The 15,938-nt window shown below is 56.0% G+C and carries 12 protein-coding genes and 2 pseudogenes; 7 read left to right on the top strand and 7 right to left on the bottom strand.

Translation table 11 applies throughout. The features are described 5' to 3' along the window. Positions 1–78 precede the first annotated feature (78 nt). The 4 genes from HPC62_RS13475 (at position 79) to thiO (ending at position 3,545) form a co-directional block, all read left to right on the top strand. Positions 79–459: a hypothetical protein gene (locus tag HPC62_RS13475; RefSeq protein WP_172356466.1), complete on the top strand. Its 381-nt coding sequence runs from the start codon at positions 79–81 to the stop codon at positions 457–459. Then, complete coding sequence (locus HPC62_RS13470; protein WP_172356464.1) at positions 450–893, top strand: hypothetical protein; 444 nt, start codon at positions 450–452, stop codon at positions 891–893. The genes HPC62_RS13475 and HPC62_RS13470 overlap by 10 nt, the downstream gene beginning before the upstream one ends. A 144-nt stretch (positions 894–1,037) precedes the next feature. Continuing rightward, the gene (locus HPC62_RS13465) at positions 1,038–1,457 is read left to right on the top strand and encodes a hypothetical protein (protein WP_172356462.1); all 420 of its coding nucleotides are present in this window, start codon (positions 1,038–1,040) and stop codon (positions 1,455–1,457) included. A gap of 39 nt (positions 1,458–1,496) precedes the next feature. Then, positions 1,497–3,545 carry a glycine oxidase ThiO gene (gene thiO / locus HPC62_RS24195; protein ID WP_172356460.1) on the top strand — a complete coding sequence of 683 codons (2,049 nt, stop codon included), beginning with the start codon at positions 1,497–1,499 and terminating at the stop codon, positions 3,543–3,545. A 57-nt stretch (positions 3,546–3,602) separates the two neighbouring features. Here the strand turns inward: thiO and HPC62_RS13455 are convergent, their stop codons facing one another. From HPC62_RS13455 to psbA, 3 genes are all read right to left on the bottom strand, one after another. After that, positions 3,603–4,025 (bottom strand): bactofilin family protein, encoded by a 423-nt coding sequence (locus HPC62_RS13455; protein WP_172356458.1) that lies wholly within the window; start codon positions 4,023–4,025, stop codon positions 3,603–3,605. Positions 4,026–4,277: 252 nt separating this feature from the next. Beyond that, complete coding sequence (locus tag HPC62_RS13450; protein ID WP_172356456.1) at positions 4,278–5,174, bottom strand: peptidoglycan DD-metalloendopeptidase family protein; 897 nt, start codon at positions 5,172–5,174, stop codon at positions 4,278–4,280. 267 nt (positions 5,175–5,441) lie between these two features. Next, a complete protein-coding gene (psbA, locus tag HPC62_RS13445) occupies positions 5,442–6,524 on the bottom strand; it encodes a photosystem II q(b) protein (protein ID WP_172356454.1) in 1,083 nt (360 codons plus the stop codon). A gap of 364 nt (positions 6,525–6,888) precedes the next feature. Here psbA and HPC62_RS13440 point away from each other — a divergent pair. Together HPC62_RS13440 and HPC62_RS24190 are read left to right on the top strand one after the other, a co-directional pair. Next, positions 6,889–7,485, top strand: a pseudogene (locus HPC62_RS13440) (IS1 family transposase); the annotation flags it as partial. Positions 7,486–7,626: 141 nt separating this feature from the next. Continuing rightward, positions 7,627–7,803: pseudogene (locus tag HPC62_RS24190) on the top strand (hypothetical protein); the annotation flags it as partial. A 2-nt stretch (positions 7,804–7,805) separates the two neighbouring features. Here HPC62_RS24190 and coaE read toward each other — a convergent pair. The 3 genes from coaE to glgB are packed head-to-tail and all read right to left on the bottom strand — an operon-like array spanning position 7,806 to position 12,508. Continuing rightward, complete coding sequence (gene coaE / locus HPC62_RS13430; protein WP_172356450.1) at positions 7,806–8,474, bottom strand: dephospho-CoA kinase; 669 nt, start codon at positions 8,472–8,474, stop codon at positions 7,806–7,808. Between the two features lie 17 nt (positions 8,475–8,491). Next, a complete protein-coding gene (gene cobA / locus HPC62_RS13425; RefSeq protein ID WP_172356448.1) occupies positions 8,492–10,150 on the bottom strand; it encodes a uroporphyrinogen-III C-methyltransferase in 1,659 nt (552 codons plus the stop codon). Positions 10,151–10,195: 45 nt separating this feature from the next. Next, positions 10,196–12,508 carry a 1,4-alpha-glucan branching enzyme gene (glgB, locus tag HPC62_RS13420; protein ID WP_172356446.1) on the bottom strand — a complete coding sequence of 771 codons (2,313 nt, stop codon included), beginning with the start codon at positions 12,506–12,508 and terminating at the stop codon, positions 10,196–10,198. A gap of 617 nt (positions 12,509–13,125) precedes the next feature. Here glgB and HPC62_RS24050 point away from each other — a divergent pair. Beyond that, positions 13,126–15,066: an ABC transporter ATP-binding protein gene (locus HPC62_RS24050; RefSeq protein ID WP_172356444.1), complete on the top strand. Its 1,941-nt coding sequence runs from the start codon at positions 13,126–13,128 to the stop codon at positions 15,064–15,066. Between the two features lie 31 nt (positions 15,067–15,097). Here the strand turns inward: HPC62_RS24050 and HPC62_RS13405 are convergent, their stop codons facing one another. Beyond that, complete coding sequence (locus HPC62_RS13405; RefSeq protein WP_172356442.1) at positions 15,098–15,661, bottom strand: Uma2 family endonuclease; 564 nt, start codon at positions 15,659–15,661, stop codon at positions 15,098–15,100. Positions 15,662–15,938: the final 277 nt, after the last annotated feature.

The following is a 15,938-nucleotide window of genomic DNA, read 5'->3' as shown; positions in this document are numbered from 1 at the left end:
AGGGGATTGACCTTCATAACAAATTGGCTTTCATAACAATTGGTTGAGTGGGTTGGTTTAGTGGGTTTAGTCTGAATCATGCGTTTGATCAACGGGCGTGAACTGGGGGCTAGCAGTACTCGCGCCATGCAGGCAGAGGGGGCTGGGGCAATCTGGGACTGGCTAGGCTGGGATTGTCTGGGCTGGGATTGTCTGGGCTGGGATTGTCTGGGCTGGGATTGTCTGGGCTGGGATTTTCCAGATTGGGCGCGGCCGTCGCTGTCTTCCAATTCTCCCACGAAGGATCGGCGGTTAGCTTGCCAGACTAAGGTGTTAGGCAGTTTGCGGTTAGGCAGTTTGCGGATGAAGTTTACGGTGAAGGATGACGGGGGCTGGAGGGCGATCGCCCTCTACGTCCAGATCCAAACCCAAAGGAAGTGTGGACTAGGGGCTATTTTGGGGAGCAGGTCATGCTGTTAACTGCTGAGTTTCTTGGGTTTCTCATTGCGTTTTTGATCCTGGCCGCCCTGGTCAACATCTTGGCAAAGGATTGGTATCGCTACCTGGGCTTTGGGCTGCTGGTGTTTTTCGCGCTGACGATTTTCCAGACCCGCTGGCCCATTTCGTTCACGCCACCATCCCTGCGGCCAACGCGGGAACAGCCTCCTGCGGCTCAGGCTCCTGCCAACCTGCCCTCGACCCGGACTCAGGTCAATCCCCAAACCGTTCCCCAAGCCACCAATCAGGCTCCTAGCCGCAGCACCCAGGATATGGGCGGCCCTATCTACGGCGATGGCCCCATCTATGGCGACGGCCCCATCTACGATGGCATGGGGGGGCCATCTGGGGTCTACTACGATGGAACCTACTATTACGACTCTGGTGGCCGCGGCCCAATTCGAGCGCTGTGGTAATCCGGCGGAGTTGAGGCGGACGTAATGCCGCAAGCTTATCTGAGGGCAACTGCCCAGCATAGACTTGAGAAAGCGATATGGGAACGCAGCACGATAGGCACGATACATCGAGATGTCGAGTGAACTCTGGAGGGGGCTAACTGCATGAATACGATCTCTATCGTGGGTTTCATTCTCATCATCCTGGTGTTGGGTGCTTTGATTAATACGCTGGCAACTGGGGCAGTGCGGCTGATTGCGTTTTCTGTGCTGGGGGTAATCGCCGCGCTGTTGCTATCCAATGCAGTCAAAAATCCCTCCGCTACGCTGTCGCTGCCTAGGCTTCCCATTCCCAATATCTTTCGCACCAGTCAGCAGACTCAGCCCCCTCCCAGCCCTGCTGCGGTTGGGGGTGAAGCCACAACCCCCGCCGGAGAAACGCCCGTTCAGCAGGCTCCTGCCTCAGTTGGCGGTGAGGCCACCTTTTCGCCTGATCCCGGCAGCGTTCCACAACAAGACTCGACCTTCCAGCCCCAACCTGCCCCAGCGGCTCCAGCGCAGACACCCGTTAGGGGTCTATGGTAGGGTAGTGGACTGTTTCACCCCCCTCCTTCTGCTGTAGATATGAACTCGGCCTCTGATGTGCTGATTATTGGCGGTGGTGCAGTTGGACTGGCGATCGCTGTAGAGTTAAGACTGCGTGGTGTGTCGGTGACGCTGCTCAGCCGCGACTTTAAGCAAGCCGCCAGCCATGCCGCTGCCGGAATGCTGGCTCCCTACGCCGAGCATCTCGACGGGCCGATGCTCGACCTGTGTTTGCAGAGCCGCGCTCTCTATCCTGACTGGACGCAAAAACTCGAAGACTTGACCGGACAATCCACGGGCTACTGGCCCTGCGGCATTTTGTCCCTAGAACTCGCCATTGAGGGTTCGTCCCCACGCCAACGCGCCCATTTGCCTTCTCCTCATTCCTCCCCTTATCTCGACACTGCGGCCATCCACCTGGCTCAGCCGGGGCTGGGCGATCGCGTCGTCGGCGGCTGGTGGTATGCCGAAGATGGGCAGGTAGACAATCGAGCGCTGACGCTGACGCTGCGGCTGGCGGCAGAGTCGCTGGGGGTGGAGATGCACGAAGGCGTGGAGGTGCTGGGGCTAGAGCAGCGCAGGGAGCAGGTGGTTGGCGTGCAAACGAGTGCGGGACTGTGGCGATCGCCCCACTACATCTTGGCGACGGGAGCCTGGAGCCGTGCCTTGCTACCCGTGCCCGTACAGCCGCGCAAGGGGCAAATGTTTTCGGTCACGGTTCCCTCTGGCGCAATGGCCAGCGCAACGGCGGAACTCCCGCTCCAGCAAGTGCTGTATGCGCCCGGAGCCTATATCGTGCCCCGGCGCGACGGGCGCATCGTAGTGGGGGCAACCAGCGAACCCGTTGGCTTTATGCCTGGAAACACGCCTGCGGGCCTGAACGAGCTGCTGGCGGGGGCGATCGCCGTCTATCCTGCCCTCCAGCACTTCCCGATTCAAGAAACCTGGTGGGGCTTTCGCCCAGCCACGCCAGACGAGATGCCTATCCTCGGCCCTGGTCCCTGCGATAACCTCACCCTCGCCGTCGGGCACTATCGCAACGGCATTTTGCTCACGCCGATGACTGCCCGCCTGATTGCCGACTGGGTGTGTCATCAGCAGGCTGACCCGCTGCTGGCTGCCTTCTCCTGGCAGCGATTTCAAGCGGGCGCTGGCTTGCTGCCTGCTCCAGTTCCCCAGCCACCTTCCTCCCAAGCCTCTCCCCCACCCTTAAATTCCGCTGCCATGATCCAAACTGCTACACCTGCTGACCCAATCTCCGCTGAAGTTCCCATTGCATCCACGTCAACGCCTGACCCAAAGCTGCTGATCATTGCTGGACGCAAATTCCGGTCGCGGTTGATGACGGGCACGGGCAAATATGCCAATTTCGACCTGATGCGCCGCAGCATTGCCGCTAGCGGCAGCGAGATCGTGACGGTGGCGGTGCGCCGCGTGCAGACCAACGCGCCGGGGCATGAGGGGCTGGGCGAAGCGCTGGACTGGAAAACGCTGTGGATGTTGCCCAATACCGCAGGCTGCAAGACGGCAGAAGAGGCAATCCGCGTCGCCCGACTGGGGCGGGAAATGGCGAAACTGCTGGGACAAGAGGACAACAACTTTGTGAAGCTGGAAGTGATTCCCGATGCCAAATATCTGCTGCCTGACCCGATTGGCACGCTCCAGGCGGCGGAGCAGTTGGTGAAGGAAGGCTTTGCCGTGTTGCCCTATATCAACGCTGACCCGCTGCTGGCCAAGCGCCTAGAAGAGGCGGGCTGCGCGACGGTGATGCCGCTGGGTTCCCCGATTGGCTCTGGTCAGGGCATTCGCAACGCTGCGAACATTCAAATCATCATCGAAAATGCCAGCGTGCCTGTTGTCGTGGACGCAGGGATTGGTGCGCCCAGCGAGGCCGCTCAGGCGATGGAAATGGGGGCCGATGCGCTGTTAATCAATACGGCGATCGCCCAGGCGCAAGATCCCGTCCTCATGGGTCACGCAATGGGCTTGGCGACCCAGGCCGGCCGTCTGGCCTATCTCTCGGGCCGCATCCCGGTGAAAAGCTACGCCAGCGCAAGCTCGCCGCTGACGGGCACAGTCACGGGATGACGCGATGACTGGGTGGCGAGGTAACGGGGAATAGGGTCGGGCGATCGCCCCTGATCCCTAGCCCCCAAGCCCGCCAGTCTGCTCTCGTCCAATTAGCTCTGGCAAGCGGCCGGTTCCAGGAAGCGACTTGGCATCCGTCGTGGCCATGTGCCCGGTGTAGAATGCGCCACCTTCGATGTCAATCGCGCCAGCCGTCACGTCGCCTTCCAGACGGGCGGTTTTGCTGACTGACAGCTTGCCATCTACCATGAGACGCGCCTTGACCACACCGTGAATAATCAGGTTGCGGGCGCGAATTTCCAGCCCTTCAACCAACCCGGTGTGCGACACTTCCATATCGCCCAGAACTTCCACATTGCCGTGGACAATGCCATCAACCCGCAGGTTGCCTTCCAGGTGGATATCGCCATTGATCTCGCACTTTTCACCCAGATAGGTCAACGAACCCGATGAAACCGCTGGCTTGCGTGCAAAAAACATCTTTCAATAACCCCCCAAACTGAGTTGCGTTGTCCCTCTACCCTGCACGAAATAACCTGCACGAAATAACTTGACTCCTCTAGGCAGAATTCTACAGCAGACCCAGCTTTGTACTATCAAAGCGGATACGTTCAAAGCGGATACGTTTGGCTGGTCGAGGCTGATCGAGAAAGTCAACACGACATCCAGAGAGATCCGAAGAACTACCGACGCGGTGCTTTAAGACGTAGATGCGCTGCTTCCAGCTAAATCCTACTCCAGATAGTCTTTGGGGTCGATGGGCTGATCGTTGTAATACACCCCGTAATGCAGGTGGGGGCCGCTGGAGCGTCCGGTGCTGCCTAGATAACCCACAAGGCGATCGCGCTCGATTTTCGCCCCCGCCTCGACCTCAACCTTGGTCATGTGGGCATAGAGCGTGCGATAGCCATAGCCATGATCCACAATGACGTGATAGCCATAGCCGCCCTGCGACCAACCCGCCGTCACAACCCGCCCCGGAGCCGTTGCATGAATCGGCGTGCCGTAGGCTGCGGTAAAGTCCATCCCCTGGTGTAGCTCGTAGCCGCTGCCAAAGGGGTTGCGTCGTAGCCCAAACTCAGAAGAAATCTCCACGCCTCGCCCTTTTAGCGGAACTCCCTTGGGGCGTGCGTCTTCGCGGATCAGCGTCTTTTCCAATGCAGGCTGCACCCGCTGCTGCAACTTTTGGAGCAATCCGGGAATTTGCGCCTGGGCCGCTTGCAGCATTAGTTCCGGCGGCACTGCCTGCGAGAGTCCACCCTGGAAGTTGCTGCTTTCAGACTGTCGAACGGGAGGACGCAGGGGGCGATCGCCCGCCGACTCAGCCTCAGCAGTCCCAGAATCGTCTTCCATGCCGGCCCGCTGCTGCAAGTCACCAATCTGCGCCTCCAGCACCTCAACTTGCTCTAGGATTTCCTTTGCCTGCTCTGCCAGGGCCGAGTTTTCCTCCGTAAGAGAGTGATTTCGCTGGGTGTAGTTGTAAAAAACTTTGCCAACTCCGACGATGGGGATCGCTGCAACCACGGCCAGAGTTGTCAGCACAACGGCAGGCCGAAAGGTGATTGTGAGGGGCGATCGCCCAGTGCAGGCGATCATCAGCGTGTAGCGTTTGGGGATACGTGGGTTCATGGAAACTCGAACAAACAACTCCGCTTTAAGTTCTTAAAACAGAATTAAGAAGCAATGAAACAAGACCTGAGAATACCAACAAAAAGGCAATCCCGCAACGGGGATCGCCAAGCCACAGGCTTTTCAGCTTGCAATCATAACGTTTGAAATTCGCTAAAGCACTATAAAAATTGGGCTAAAGCAGCATAAAAAATTGGGATGGAAGAACAAACTCCTCCATCCCAATCTGATGAATTCAAACTCAGCAACGCTGAATTGAAACAAACCCTAGCTGTTGATTGCCGGAGCCGTCAGCGCCACAGGAATCGCCTCACCCGAAGCCAGGTCAAGCGGGAAGTTGTGAGCGTTGCGCTCGTGCATCACTTCCATACCCAGGTTGGCGCGGTTCAGGATGTCTGCCCAGGTGTTGATCACGCGACCTTGGCTATCCAACACCGACTGGTTGAAGTTGAACCCGTTCAGGTTGAATGCCATCGTGCTGATGCCCAGCGCCGTGAACCAGATGCAAACCACCGGCCATGCACCCAGGAAGAAGTGCAGCGAGCGGCTGTTGTTGAAGCTGGCGTATTGGAAGATCAACCGACCAAAGTAGCCGTGGGCGGCAACGATGTTGTAGGTTTCTTCTTCTTGTCCGAACTTGTAGCCGTAGTTCTGCGATTCAACTTCGGTGGTCTCGCGCACTAGGGAGGAGGTCACCAACGAACCGTGCATGGCGGAGAACAGGGAGCCGCCGAACACGCCTGCTACGCCCAGCATGTGGAAGGGGTGCATCAGGATGTTGTGCTCTGCTTGGAACACGAACATGAAGTTGAAGGTGCCGGAGATGCCCAGGGGCATACCGTCGGAGAAGGAGCCTTGTCCGATGGGGTAGATCAGGAACACCGAGGTGGCGGCGGCCAGAGGTGCGCTATAGGCAACGCAGATCCAGGGACGCATACCCAGGCGGTAGCTCAGTTCCCACTGACGACCCATATAGGCAAAGATGCCAATCAGGAAGTGGAAGCACACCAGTTGGTACGGACCGCCGTTGTACAGCCACTCGTCCAGAGAGGCGGCTTCCCAGATGGGATACAGGTGCAGACCGATGGCGTTGCTGGAGGGAACCACTGCGCCGGTGATGATGTTGTTGCCGTACAGCAGGGAGCCTGCGACGGGTTCACGGATGCCGTCGATGTCCACGGGGGGAGCAGCGATGAAGGCGATAATGAAGCAGGTGGTTGCGGTGAGCAGGGTGGGGATCATCAACACGCCGAACCAGCCCACGTACAGGCGGTTGTTGGTGCTGGTGACCCAAGCGCAAAACCGCTCCCAAGCCGAGGCGCTATCGCGCCGCTGAATGGTTGTAGTCATAATAAATGCGATCGAATTGCGAATGGATAAATGAGACGGGCTAGCATAAAACCTTCCCGTTCTTTGCATAATAGTTACATTGAGTCAATCTAGCCAAGGTTCTTTACATTTATTTGTATGTTGAAAGGCTCCGATTTTCTTTAGAATTGCCTCAATTTGAGGGGCAGAATTTGAAATAAGGCTGGGGAGGAAGATTCCAGCTTTTTCTAAACAGCAATGGGCGACTTTGTATCAGAATGTGAAGCGAGCGATCGCCCCTTGATTTATTTCAAATTGTGGTAGTGGATTAACGTAAAGGATGGAGAGAAAAAGGAACGCCATCGCCTTTTGAGAGTTTGAGCGAGTAGGCTCCACGACTATCGAGATGACCTGTCCAACCCGTGGGTCCCATGACATCTCCAAGAACGGCACCACCCGGCGCGGTAAGCAAAACTACAAGTGCCAAGACTGCAACCGCTAGTTTGTCGAGAACCTCCAGTGGAAGCCGAAAGACAAGGACACTCGATCTTTCGTTGGTCTACTGCTGTTGGAGAAACTTCCGTTAGCGGGTATCGCCAGGGCTGCCAAGGTTTCGGCTCGCTGGCTCCAGGCTTATGTCAACGCGTGCTATGCAGCCGTGCCGCAAGCAGCAGCGGTCATCCCCAAGGCTAAAGGCAAGCTGAGCGTGCAGATGGATGAAATCGGGTCTTTTGTCGATCGCAGAGGCAACAAGCAGTGGGTCTGGGTGGCCATCGATGCCGACACCCGAGAGATCATCGGCTGCCACATCGGTGAGCGCTCTCGAACATCAGCGATCGCCCTATGGCAGTTCATCCCGGCGGTCTATCGACAGTGTGCCAAAGTCTATACCGATTACTGGGAGGCTTCTGTCACCGTCATTCCCAGCAAACGCCATACGGCTGTGGGCAAAGAGAGCGGCTTGACAAGCTACATTGAACGACTGAACAACACCCTGAGAGCTAATTTGTAAAGGAGCCTGAAAGCCTTGTTAATCAAGGATTTCCGAGAAACCGCTTTTCCTGGGCAAGCATGACCTCAAAGCCACACATGCCAAGAGTTTCAGGCTTCTTAAGATTTGCTTCATAAATTAGCTCTGAGGCAGCGGATTTCTCGGTTGGTGAGGAAGACGTTGTCCTTTTCCAAAAAGATTGAGAATCACATCGGTGCGATTTGGATGTTCATCCATGACTACAATCGTTGTGTCAGAGAGAAGCTAGCAGAACAGGAAGAGGCTATCTTTCCCTTACTAAAAGGCATTACCTCGTTATCTGCTGCCTAGTGTCAAGAGGCTGATGATTCTGATGCGTGTTGGAGTGCCCAGTCGATCTGTTTGAACAGATTGTCCAGGGTTGAGGTGTTTTGAATGATGACGTTGGCGTGGCTGATTTTCTGACTGATTGGCATTTGGCTGTCGATGCGAGCGTGGATCTGTTCTAGGCTGAGGCGGCCGTTGCCGGAGCCTTCTACGTCTCGCTGCATGAGTCGTTCAATTTGCTGTTCGCGAGGGCAGTTGACGACCCAGATTTCGTTGACTAGATCTGTCATGCGGGCTTCGAATAGGAGCGGCACGACGACGACTGCGATCGCCTCTCGCCGCCGTGCCAATTCCTGTAGCTCTGCGGTGATACGATCACGCACGTAGGGATGAATGCGCTGCTCGATCCAAAGACGCTCTGGCGGACTATGGAAGATAATTTCTCCGAGTCGGGCGCGATCGAGTCGTCCATTGGGCATGAGGATACTTGGCCCATATCGTTCCACAATTTCATGGAGTACGGCACACCCAGGTTCAACTGCTTCTCGTGCATATACATCGGCATCTAGTACGGGAAGCTGTCGGACTGTTGCTAGATAGTTTGAAATCGTGGTTTTTCCCATCCCAACGCCGCCAGTGAGTCCAATTGTGCGGGGTGGCGCACTCCGGGTAGAACTATAGCCGCAATCGCTCATAGAGTCACCCTGCTTGTTTAGGAACTCTTTGCCCATTTGACTAATGCTTGCGTCAATCCCTCCAAAGTATACTCTTCTGCCTCTATGTCCACTCGTCCAAATGCGGCTTGGCAGGCTTGTGAGGTTTGGGGACCGATCGATGCCAAGCAGATGGAGCTTGACAGTAAGCTGGGATTAGTGTCCAGAGTTTGACAAAAAGCGGTGAAAAGTTGCTTGAAGCAGTGTACTGTTTTCGAGCTTGCAAACGTAATGATATCGACGTTTTGGTTTTGAAAGGCGTGTTGTACTTCTGCCGCGATGGCTTTCGCGCAGCTTGATTCGTAAGCAGGGACTTCGACGACTGCTGCGCCGCTGTGGGTAAAAGCCTGAACGAGAACGTCTCGACCGCCCGTTTCGACTCTTGGGAAGAGAATGTTTAACCCTTGCAGAGGTTCGGGAAAATGCTCGACTAGGGCATCAGCCACAAAGTCAGGCGGGATAAAGTCGGGCTGAATGCCATAGTGCTGGAGCTGGGCGGCTGTTTTTTGTCCGACCACAGCGATTTTGATTCCGTTTAGGGAGCGGGAGTCCTGATTTTGGGCAAACAGGCGCTGAAAGAAGGCATCAACCCCGTTTGTTGAGGTCAAGATCAGCCAGTGGAACTTGGGCAGATGGGCGATCGCCCCATCGAGGGCATCCCAGCTTGAGGGCGGGCCTATCTCCAGAGTCGGCATTTCCAACACAGTTGCGCCCTGGGCTTGCAGGAGTTGTGTAAAGGAGCTAGATTGCCCTGCGGCGCGGGTTACTACCACTGTTTTGCCGGAGAGGGGCAGCGGCATGGGCTGATCTGCTGGAGAATTTATCTGCAAGGTGGAGTTGGACACGGGCGCGATTGCAGGTGACGAGGGAACTGAGCTAACTCCATTTTGGGCTGAGGACGGGGGATCAAGATAGGGGCGGAGGGCAACAACTTCACCAATTGTAATGACGGCGGGTGACAACGCTTCGTGGGCGGTTTGTCGTACGACCGCTTCCAGAGTGCTTGTCCACACTTGCTGCTGAGGATGCCCGGCCCAGCGAATAATGGCGATGGGGGTGTGGGGCGATCGCCCGTTGGCAATTAACCGCTCCACAACGACCGCAAGCTGCTGGGTTCCCATCAGCACGACCAGCGTATCGATCCCCGCCAGCGCTTGCCAATTGAGCGCATCTGGCTCATGGGCACTCACCACAGCAAAACTGCGGCTTAGCACCGGGTCTGTGAGAGGGATACTTGCCAACAGGGGCCCTGCCAGGGCTGAGGAAATACCAGGGATGACTTCAAAGTGACAGCCTGCTGCGTTCAAGGCCTGAATTTCAGACGCAGTCCGCCCAAAGATGAACGGGTCGCCGCTTTTGAGCCGAACAACTTGCAGCCCTTGCTGACACAGGTCAACCAAAAGGCGATCGATTTCTGATTGCTTGAGGCTGGGCTGCCCCCCGCGCTTTCCAACGTGAATGCGCTGGCAGATTGGTGGCGCAAGGTCGAGCAACTCTTGAGAAACAAGCGCATCGTAGACAACCGCTTCAGCCCGCTCCAAGCGTGATCGCCCCTGCAAGGTCAGGTAATCTGGCAGCCCTGGGCCCGCGCCGACAATGGACACGAACCCTGTCGGCACCCTGTCAGGACGCAAAGCCCGGTGGGGGGCGATCGCCATCAATCTCTACCTGTAAATGACACAAAAACCGGCTCAGGAGATTCGCTAAAGTGATTCCTCCGGAGGCTCCGAACCCGCAATCTCGCGAGTCTTGCTGCGATCGACCTTCAGCACTAGCACCCCCAACGGCGGCAGGCAAAGATCGATCGAGTAAGGACGGCCGTGGAACGACCACTCATCAGCCCACTTTCCGCCCAGGTTGCCCATGTTGCTGCCGCCATATTCCCGCGAATCGCTATTAAACAACTCACGATAGAATCCAGGTTCCGGCACGCCGACACGATAGTGCGCGTGAGGCTGGGGCGTAAAGTTGCAGACCGTAATCACATATTCCTGAGGATCTTTGCTCTGGCGAATGAAAGATACAACGCTGTGGCGATTGTCGTTGCAATCAATCCACTCAAAACCGTCGTAGGAAAAGTCTTGCGTGTAGAGCGCTGGCTCACTTCTATAGAACTCGTTGAGCTTGCTTACGAAATGCTTCAGCTTTTGGTGCGGTTCGTATTGCAGCAGATGCCACTCCAGGTCGCCCCACACGTTCCACTCACTCCACTGGCCAAACTCGTTGCTCATGAACAGCGTCTTCTTGCCCGGATGCGTGTACATGTAGGTATACAAGCATCGCAGGTTGGCATATTTTTGCCATTCATCTCCTGGCATCTTGCCGATCATGGCGCTCTTTCCATGCACCACCTCATCATGAGAAAACGCCAGCATAAAGTTTTCGCTGAAGGCGTACATGATGCTGAAGGTAATGTTGTTTTGGTGGAACTGGCGGAACCACGGGTCCATGTGGAAATAGTCCAACATGTCGTGCATCCAGCCCATGTTCCACTTCAGGTTAAACCCAAGCCCGCCAACGTAGGTCGGCCAGGACACCATCGGCCAGGTCGTCGATTCCTCTGCAATGCTGAGGATGCCAGGGAAGTAGCTGAAAATAACGTGGTTCATCTGGCGCAAGAAGTCTGCCGCTTCCACGTTTTCTCGACCACCATACTGATTAGTCACCCATTCTCCAGGCTTGCGCTGATAGTCCAGATAAAGCATGGAGGCGACCGCATCAACCCGGATGCCGTCGATATGATACTTGTCGAACCAGAACAGGGCATTGGCAACGAGAAAGTTGCGAACCTCGTTTCGAGAGTAGTTGAAGACCAGCGTGCCCCACTCTTTGTGTTCGCCCTTACGCGGGTCAGCGTGTTCATAGAGGTGTGTGCCGTCGAATAGTGCCAGCCCATGACCGTCTTTGGGAAAATGACCCGGAACCCAATCTACCAGAACGCCGATGCCATTTTGATGGCACTGATCGATGAAATACATCAGGTCTTGGGGAGAGCCGTAGCGCGAGGTCGCAGCGTAATAGCCTGTGACCTGGTATCCCCAGGAGCCATCAAAGGGATGTTCGGCTATCGGCAGTAGTTCGATATGGGTGAAGCCCAATTCCTTGACGTAGGGAATGAGCTTGTCAGCAAGTTCACGATAGGTCAGAAAGCGTGCGCCCGGTTTGAGGTCGGCGACAATGACAGGCGGCTCCTCGGTTCCATCAGGGCGGATGTAGGGTTCGGCAGAGGAGGCGTGGAGCCAGGAACCGAGGTGGACTTCGTAGACAGAGATGGGCTGGGTTAGCGGATCGGTCTGGCGACGCTTTTCGATCCAATCTTGATCCTGCCATTCATAGGTTTCCAGGTCTGCCACGATAGAGGCAGTTTTGGGGCGCACCTCTTGGAAGAACCCGTAGGGATCGGATTTTTCGTAAATATGCCCTTCCTGGTTTTTGATTTCGTATTTGTAGTGCGTGCCCACGCCTAGTCCTGGGATGAATAGCTCCCAGATGCCGTTGCCTATGCGACGCATCTGGTGTTTGCGGCCATCCCACCAGTTGAAGTCACCCAGTACGGAAACGTTTCGGGCATTGGGGGCCCAGACGGCGAAGTATACCCCCTTGACTCCATCGACTTCGGTGAGATGTGCGCCAAGTTTTTCGTAGATTCGGTGATGGTTTCCCTCGGCAAAGAGGTGGATGTCGAAGTCGGTCAGCAGCGGCGAGCGAAAAGCGTAGGGATCGTAGGTGACCCGCTCGTGGTCGCCCTCTTTGATGCGGAGTTGATAGTTGGAGAGTTCTGCACGATCTAGGAGGCACTCAAAAAAGTGGGGATGGTGAGTGATTTCCATCGGGTACTCGGTGCGCTCTTCGGGGCAAACCACCCAGGCTGCGTCGGCATTTGGCAGATAGGCGCGAACAACCCAAACCGTTTTGTCGTCTTGTGTGATCTGGTGGGGGCCAAGTACCTCGAAGGGGTCGTGGTGCTGGTTCCAGACAATGCGATTAACCTGGTCGGGTGCAACGGTCGATGACATGAAACTACCTGCCTGCAAGAGCAATCTAGACTAAGGGGCGGACGTAGCAAAACTCAACTTGACCTTACTATACAGGTCGCTTTGTCCAGTTCATCTATCTATCCTGATGGAACTATCCTGATGGAACAATCCTGACAGAATTGGTGGATGCACGCTAATGCGGAGTGTGGCTGCGGGGTGCAGATGGGCGATCGCCCCTGCCTAGGTCAACAAACGGTGAGCATTAAATCACTACTGCCAACCTGGCCCAGTTCTCAAGTACAAACACTCTGGGAAATCGTGGCCAACACTCTGAGCAATCCGTAAAAGGTCATTTAGGGTCAAGAAACCAAAACGTCAAAGAGCTTTGTAAACAAAATCCAACATTTGCTTATTTATCTGTAATAAACCGTAGCAAATTACGGCTCAAGTCTCAAACGATGTTTAATTTTCTGAAAAACAAAAAATACTGCTAGACCCTTTGGAGCAGTGGGGTGTCTAACCTCAAACTTTCTATCCATAACAAAGGCGCGATCGCAGGTGTGGACGGAGGCGTGGGGGATTTCTCGCCGACGCTGCTAGAATCACTAGAATTACAGATATCTTTGCAAACTCACTGATCCTATGGATCGTTCGCTATGCCAAATGTCGTTGATTTCGCGCCAGTGCTTGAGGTTCGCAACTTGCAGGTGCAGTTCAAAACCGAAGATCGGCTGAATACCGCGGTTGACAACATTTCGGTGCAGGTGAAGCCGGGACAGACGCTGGGCATTGTGGGCGAATCGGGGTCGGGGAAGTCGGTCACGTCGCTGGCGGTGATGGGGCTGCTGCCGCGGCCGGCGGGGCGGGTAACGGCGGGCGAAATCTGGTTTCGCGAGTCGCCGGAGGCAGAACCCGTGAACCTGCTGGCGCTGAGCGAGGAACAGCGGCGACGGCTGCGGGGCGGCAAGATTTCGATGATTTTTCAGGAGCCGATGAGTTCGCTGAACCCGGTTTATACGTGTGGGTTTCAACTCGTGGAGGCGATTCGGCAGCACACGGATATTTCCGAAGCTGAGGCGCGGCGGCGGGCAATGGGGCTGCTGCAAGAGGTGCGGCTGTTGCCCAGCGATGCGGAACTGGAGCGGCGCGTGGTGGAGGATTGGCAAAAGCGAGTGCCCACGGTGGGACGGGGGGGCATAACGGAGCGGGAACTGAGCGATCGCCAGATTCAGCAAGAGGTGATCCGTCAGAAGCAGGCGATGCTCGACCGCTATCCGCATGAACTCTCCGGCGGGCAAATCCAGCGGGTGATGATTGCGATGGCGATTTCCTGCAATCCGGTGCTGCTGATTGCCGACGAGCCGACGACGGCGCTGGATGTGACGGTGCAGGCGACGATTCTGGGCTTGCTGCGAGAACTGCGCGATCGCCGCAATATGTCCATTATTTTCATTACCCACGACCTAGGTATTATTGCTGAAATTGCCGACTGGGTGGCGGTGATGTATCGCGGGCGGGTGATGGAGATGGGCCCGGTGATGGACATTTTTTCTAACCCCCAGCATCCCTATACGCGGGGGCTGCTGGCGTGTCGTCCCCAGCCGGATCGTCGCCTGCGGTTTTTGCCGACGGTGGCAGATTTTATGGAGGTGGAGACCGGGCCCGACGGGGCGATCGCCATTACCGAAAAGCCGATGGATCGGGAACGCCAGCGCCAGTTGAGCGACGAGATTACCGATGCCGAGAGCCAGGAGCGGCTGGCTACCTTGCAGGGGCGATCGCCCTTAGTGTCTGTGGAAAATCTGGAAGTCGGCTTTCCGGTGCGCGGCCTGTTTGGCAGAACCCAGCGCTATCTGCTGGCGGTCAACGGCGTGACCTTTCAGGTGTATCCGGGTGAAACGCTGGGGCTGGTGGGCGAGTCGGGCTGCGGCAAATCTACCCTGTCGCGGGCGCTGCTGCGGCTGATTCCCACGATGGGTGGGCGGATTGTCTTTGACGGGCAAGACGTGACGCATCTGGATCAGCGCCAGCTCCGGCAGCTTCGCCGCGACATGCAGATTATTTTCCAGGACCCCTTCAGCGCCCTCGACCCGCGCATCAGCATTGGTGCGGCCGTGCTGGAGCCGCTGAAGATTCACAACATCGGCAACGCCCGCAGCCGCCAGGAGCGTGTCGCTTACCTGCTAGAGCGCGTTGGGCTAGACCCGCGCTGGAGCAACCGCTATCCCCACGAGTTTTCCGGTGGGCAGCGGCAGCGCATCTGCATTGCTCGCGCTTTGGCGCTAAACCCGCGCTTTATTGTGTGCGATGAGTCGGTTTCGGCGCTGGACGTGTCGGTGCAGGCGCAGGTGCTGAATTTGCTGAAGGAATTGCAGGACGAATTTAAGCTGACCTACATTTTTATTTCCCATGACCTCAGCGTGGTGAAATTTATGAGCGATCGCATTATGGTGATGAATCGCGGGCGCATTGAGGAAATCGGCCCGGCAGAGCAGATCTATCGCCAGCCCCAGCAGCCCTATACCCGCCAACTCATCGACGCAATTCCGGCAGGCACTCTCGACGCGATTCGTCAGCGGCAGTCTCAGCCCGGTTAAGGTGGCTAACTGTCTTGCGTGAGAGCTAAGGCTATTGAAAAACCGCCTGAACCCGCAGCGAAAACCCCGGTAGCAGCGGCGAAGTGAGTTCATCCTGCGGCGAGAACGTCCCAACCAGACGCAGCATTCCTTCACTGTGGCGATACACTGCGATCGCCTGAGCCTGCCAATCCACAATCCAATATTCCTGCACTCCGTATAGCGAATAGAGCTTAAGTTTGAATTCTTTGTCTCGTTGCTGATTCTGCGCCCCCTCTGAAAGAATTTCCACGACCAGCTCTGGGGCGATGATGAAATGTCCTGCCTGATCGATTCCAGTTTCCAACCGCTGATGACTCGCCCACACCACATCAGGAATCACCGCATCCGTCGGCGTAAACACCAGACCGGGCGTTTGGTAGGCATGACCTAACCCTGTTTCGTCTGACCAAACTTCGAGCCGTGTGCTAATCCGATTGGCAGCACCTTGATGGCGAATATGAGGGGCGTGGGTCACGTAAAGCTCTCCATCCACAATCTCATAGCGCTTCCAGCCCCCATCATCGGGCATGACTTCAAGGTCTCTGGTTGTCCATTTCAGAGAGTCTGCCACCATAGAATTTACCGCTGGAAGTTATTGATGGAATTTTGGATTAATTATACTTGAGTATCGAGAATGGTGACGATTTGGCGATGGCGATCGCACTAAGTTCGTCATGGGTAGAAGCGCGATCGCCCCGTTCCCATCATCCATGCTTTTTACGATACAGAAAGCACCCAACACCTGCTTTATGAACTTACTACGTAGAAACTCGCAGCCTTTATTAAGGTTTCCCTGAAGAACTACGGAAACACTAGATTATTTCGGGGGGGGAGTAAAACTGTGAACAGTG

This window comes from Thermoleptolyngbya sichuanensis A183 (assembly GCF_013177315.1).
GTDB lineage: Bacteria > Cyanobacteriota > Cyanobacteriia > Elainellales > Elainellaceae > Thermoleptolyngbya > Thermoleptolyngbya sichuanensis.
This window is presented reverse-complemented; position numbering and strand designations above follow the sequence as displayed.

Bases quoted from the DNA above. Each gene is read 5' to 3' on its own strand.
- HPC62_RS13405 (WP_172356442.1), bottom strand. From the start codon at position 15,661: ATGGTGGCAGACTCTCTGAAATGGACAACCAGAGACCTTGAAGTCATG.
- psbA (WP_172356454.1), bottom strand. From the start codon at position 6,524: ATGACTACAACCATTCAGCGGCGCGATAGCGCCTCGGCTTGGGAGCGG.
- thiO (WP_172356460.1), top strand. From the start codon at position 1,497: ATGAACTCGGCCTCTGATGTGCTGATTATTGGCGGTGGTGCAGTTGGA.
- HPC62_RS13465 (WP_172356462.1), top strand. From the start codon at position 1,038: ATGAATACGATCTCTATCGTGGGTTTCATTCTCATCATCCTGGTGTTG.
- HPC62_RS24050 (WP_172356444.1), top strand. From the start codon at position 13,126: ATGCCAAATGTCGTTGATTTCGCGCCAGTGCTTGAGGTTCGCAACTTG.
- HPC62_RS13470 (WP_172356464.1), top strand. From the start codon at position 450: ATGCTGTTAACTGCTGAGTTTCTTGGGTTTCTCATTGCGTTTTTGATC.
- HPC62_RS13475 (WP_172356466.1), top strand. From the start codon at position 79: ATGCGTTTGATCAACGGGCGTGAACTGGGGGCTAGCAGTACTCGCGCC.
- cobA (WP_172356448.1), bottom strand. From the start codon at position 10,150: ATGGCGATCGCCCCCCACCGGGCTTTGCGTCCTGACAGGGTGCCGACA.
- HPC62_RS13450 (WP_172356456.1), bottom strand. From the start codon at position 5,174: ATGAACCCACGTATCCCCAAACGCTACACGCTGATGATCGCCTGCACT.
- coaE (WP_172356450.1), bottom strand. From the start codon at position 8,474: ATGAGCGATTGCGGCTATAGTTCTACCCGGAGTGCGCCACCCCGCACA.
- HPC62_RS13455 (WP_172356458.1), bottom strand. From the start codon at position 4,025: ATGTTTTTTGCACGCAAGCCAGCGGTTTCATCGGGTTCGTTGACCTAT.
- glgB (WP_172356446.1), bottom strand. From the start codon at position 12,508: ATGTCATCGACCGTTGCACCCGACCAGGTTAATCGCATTGTCTGGAAC.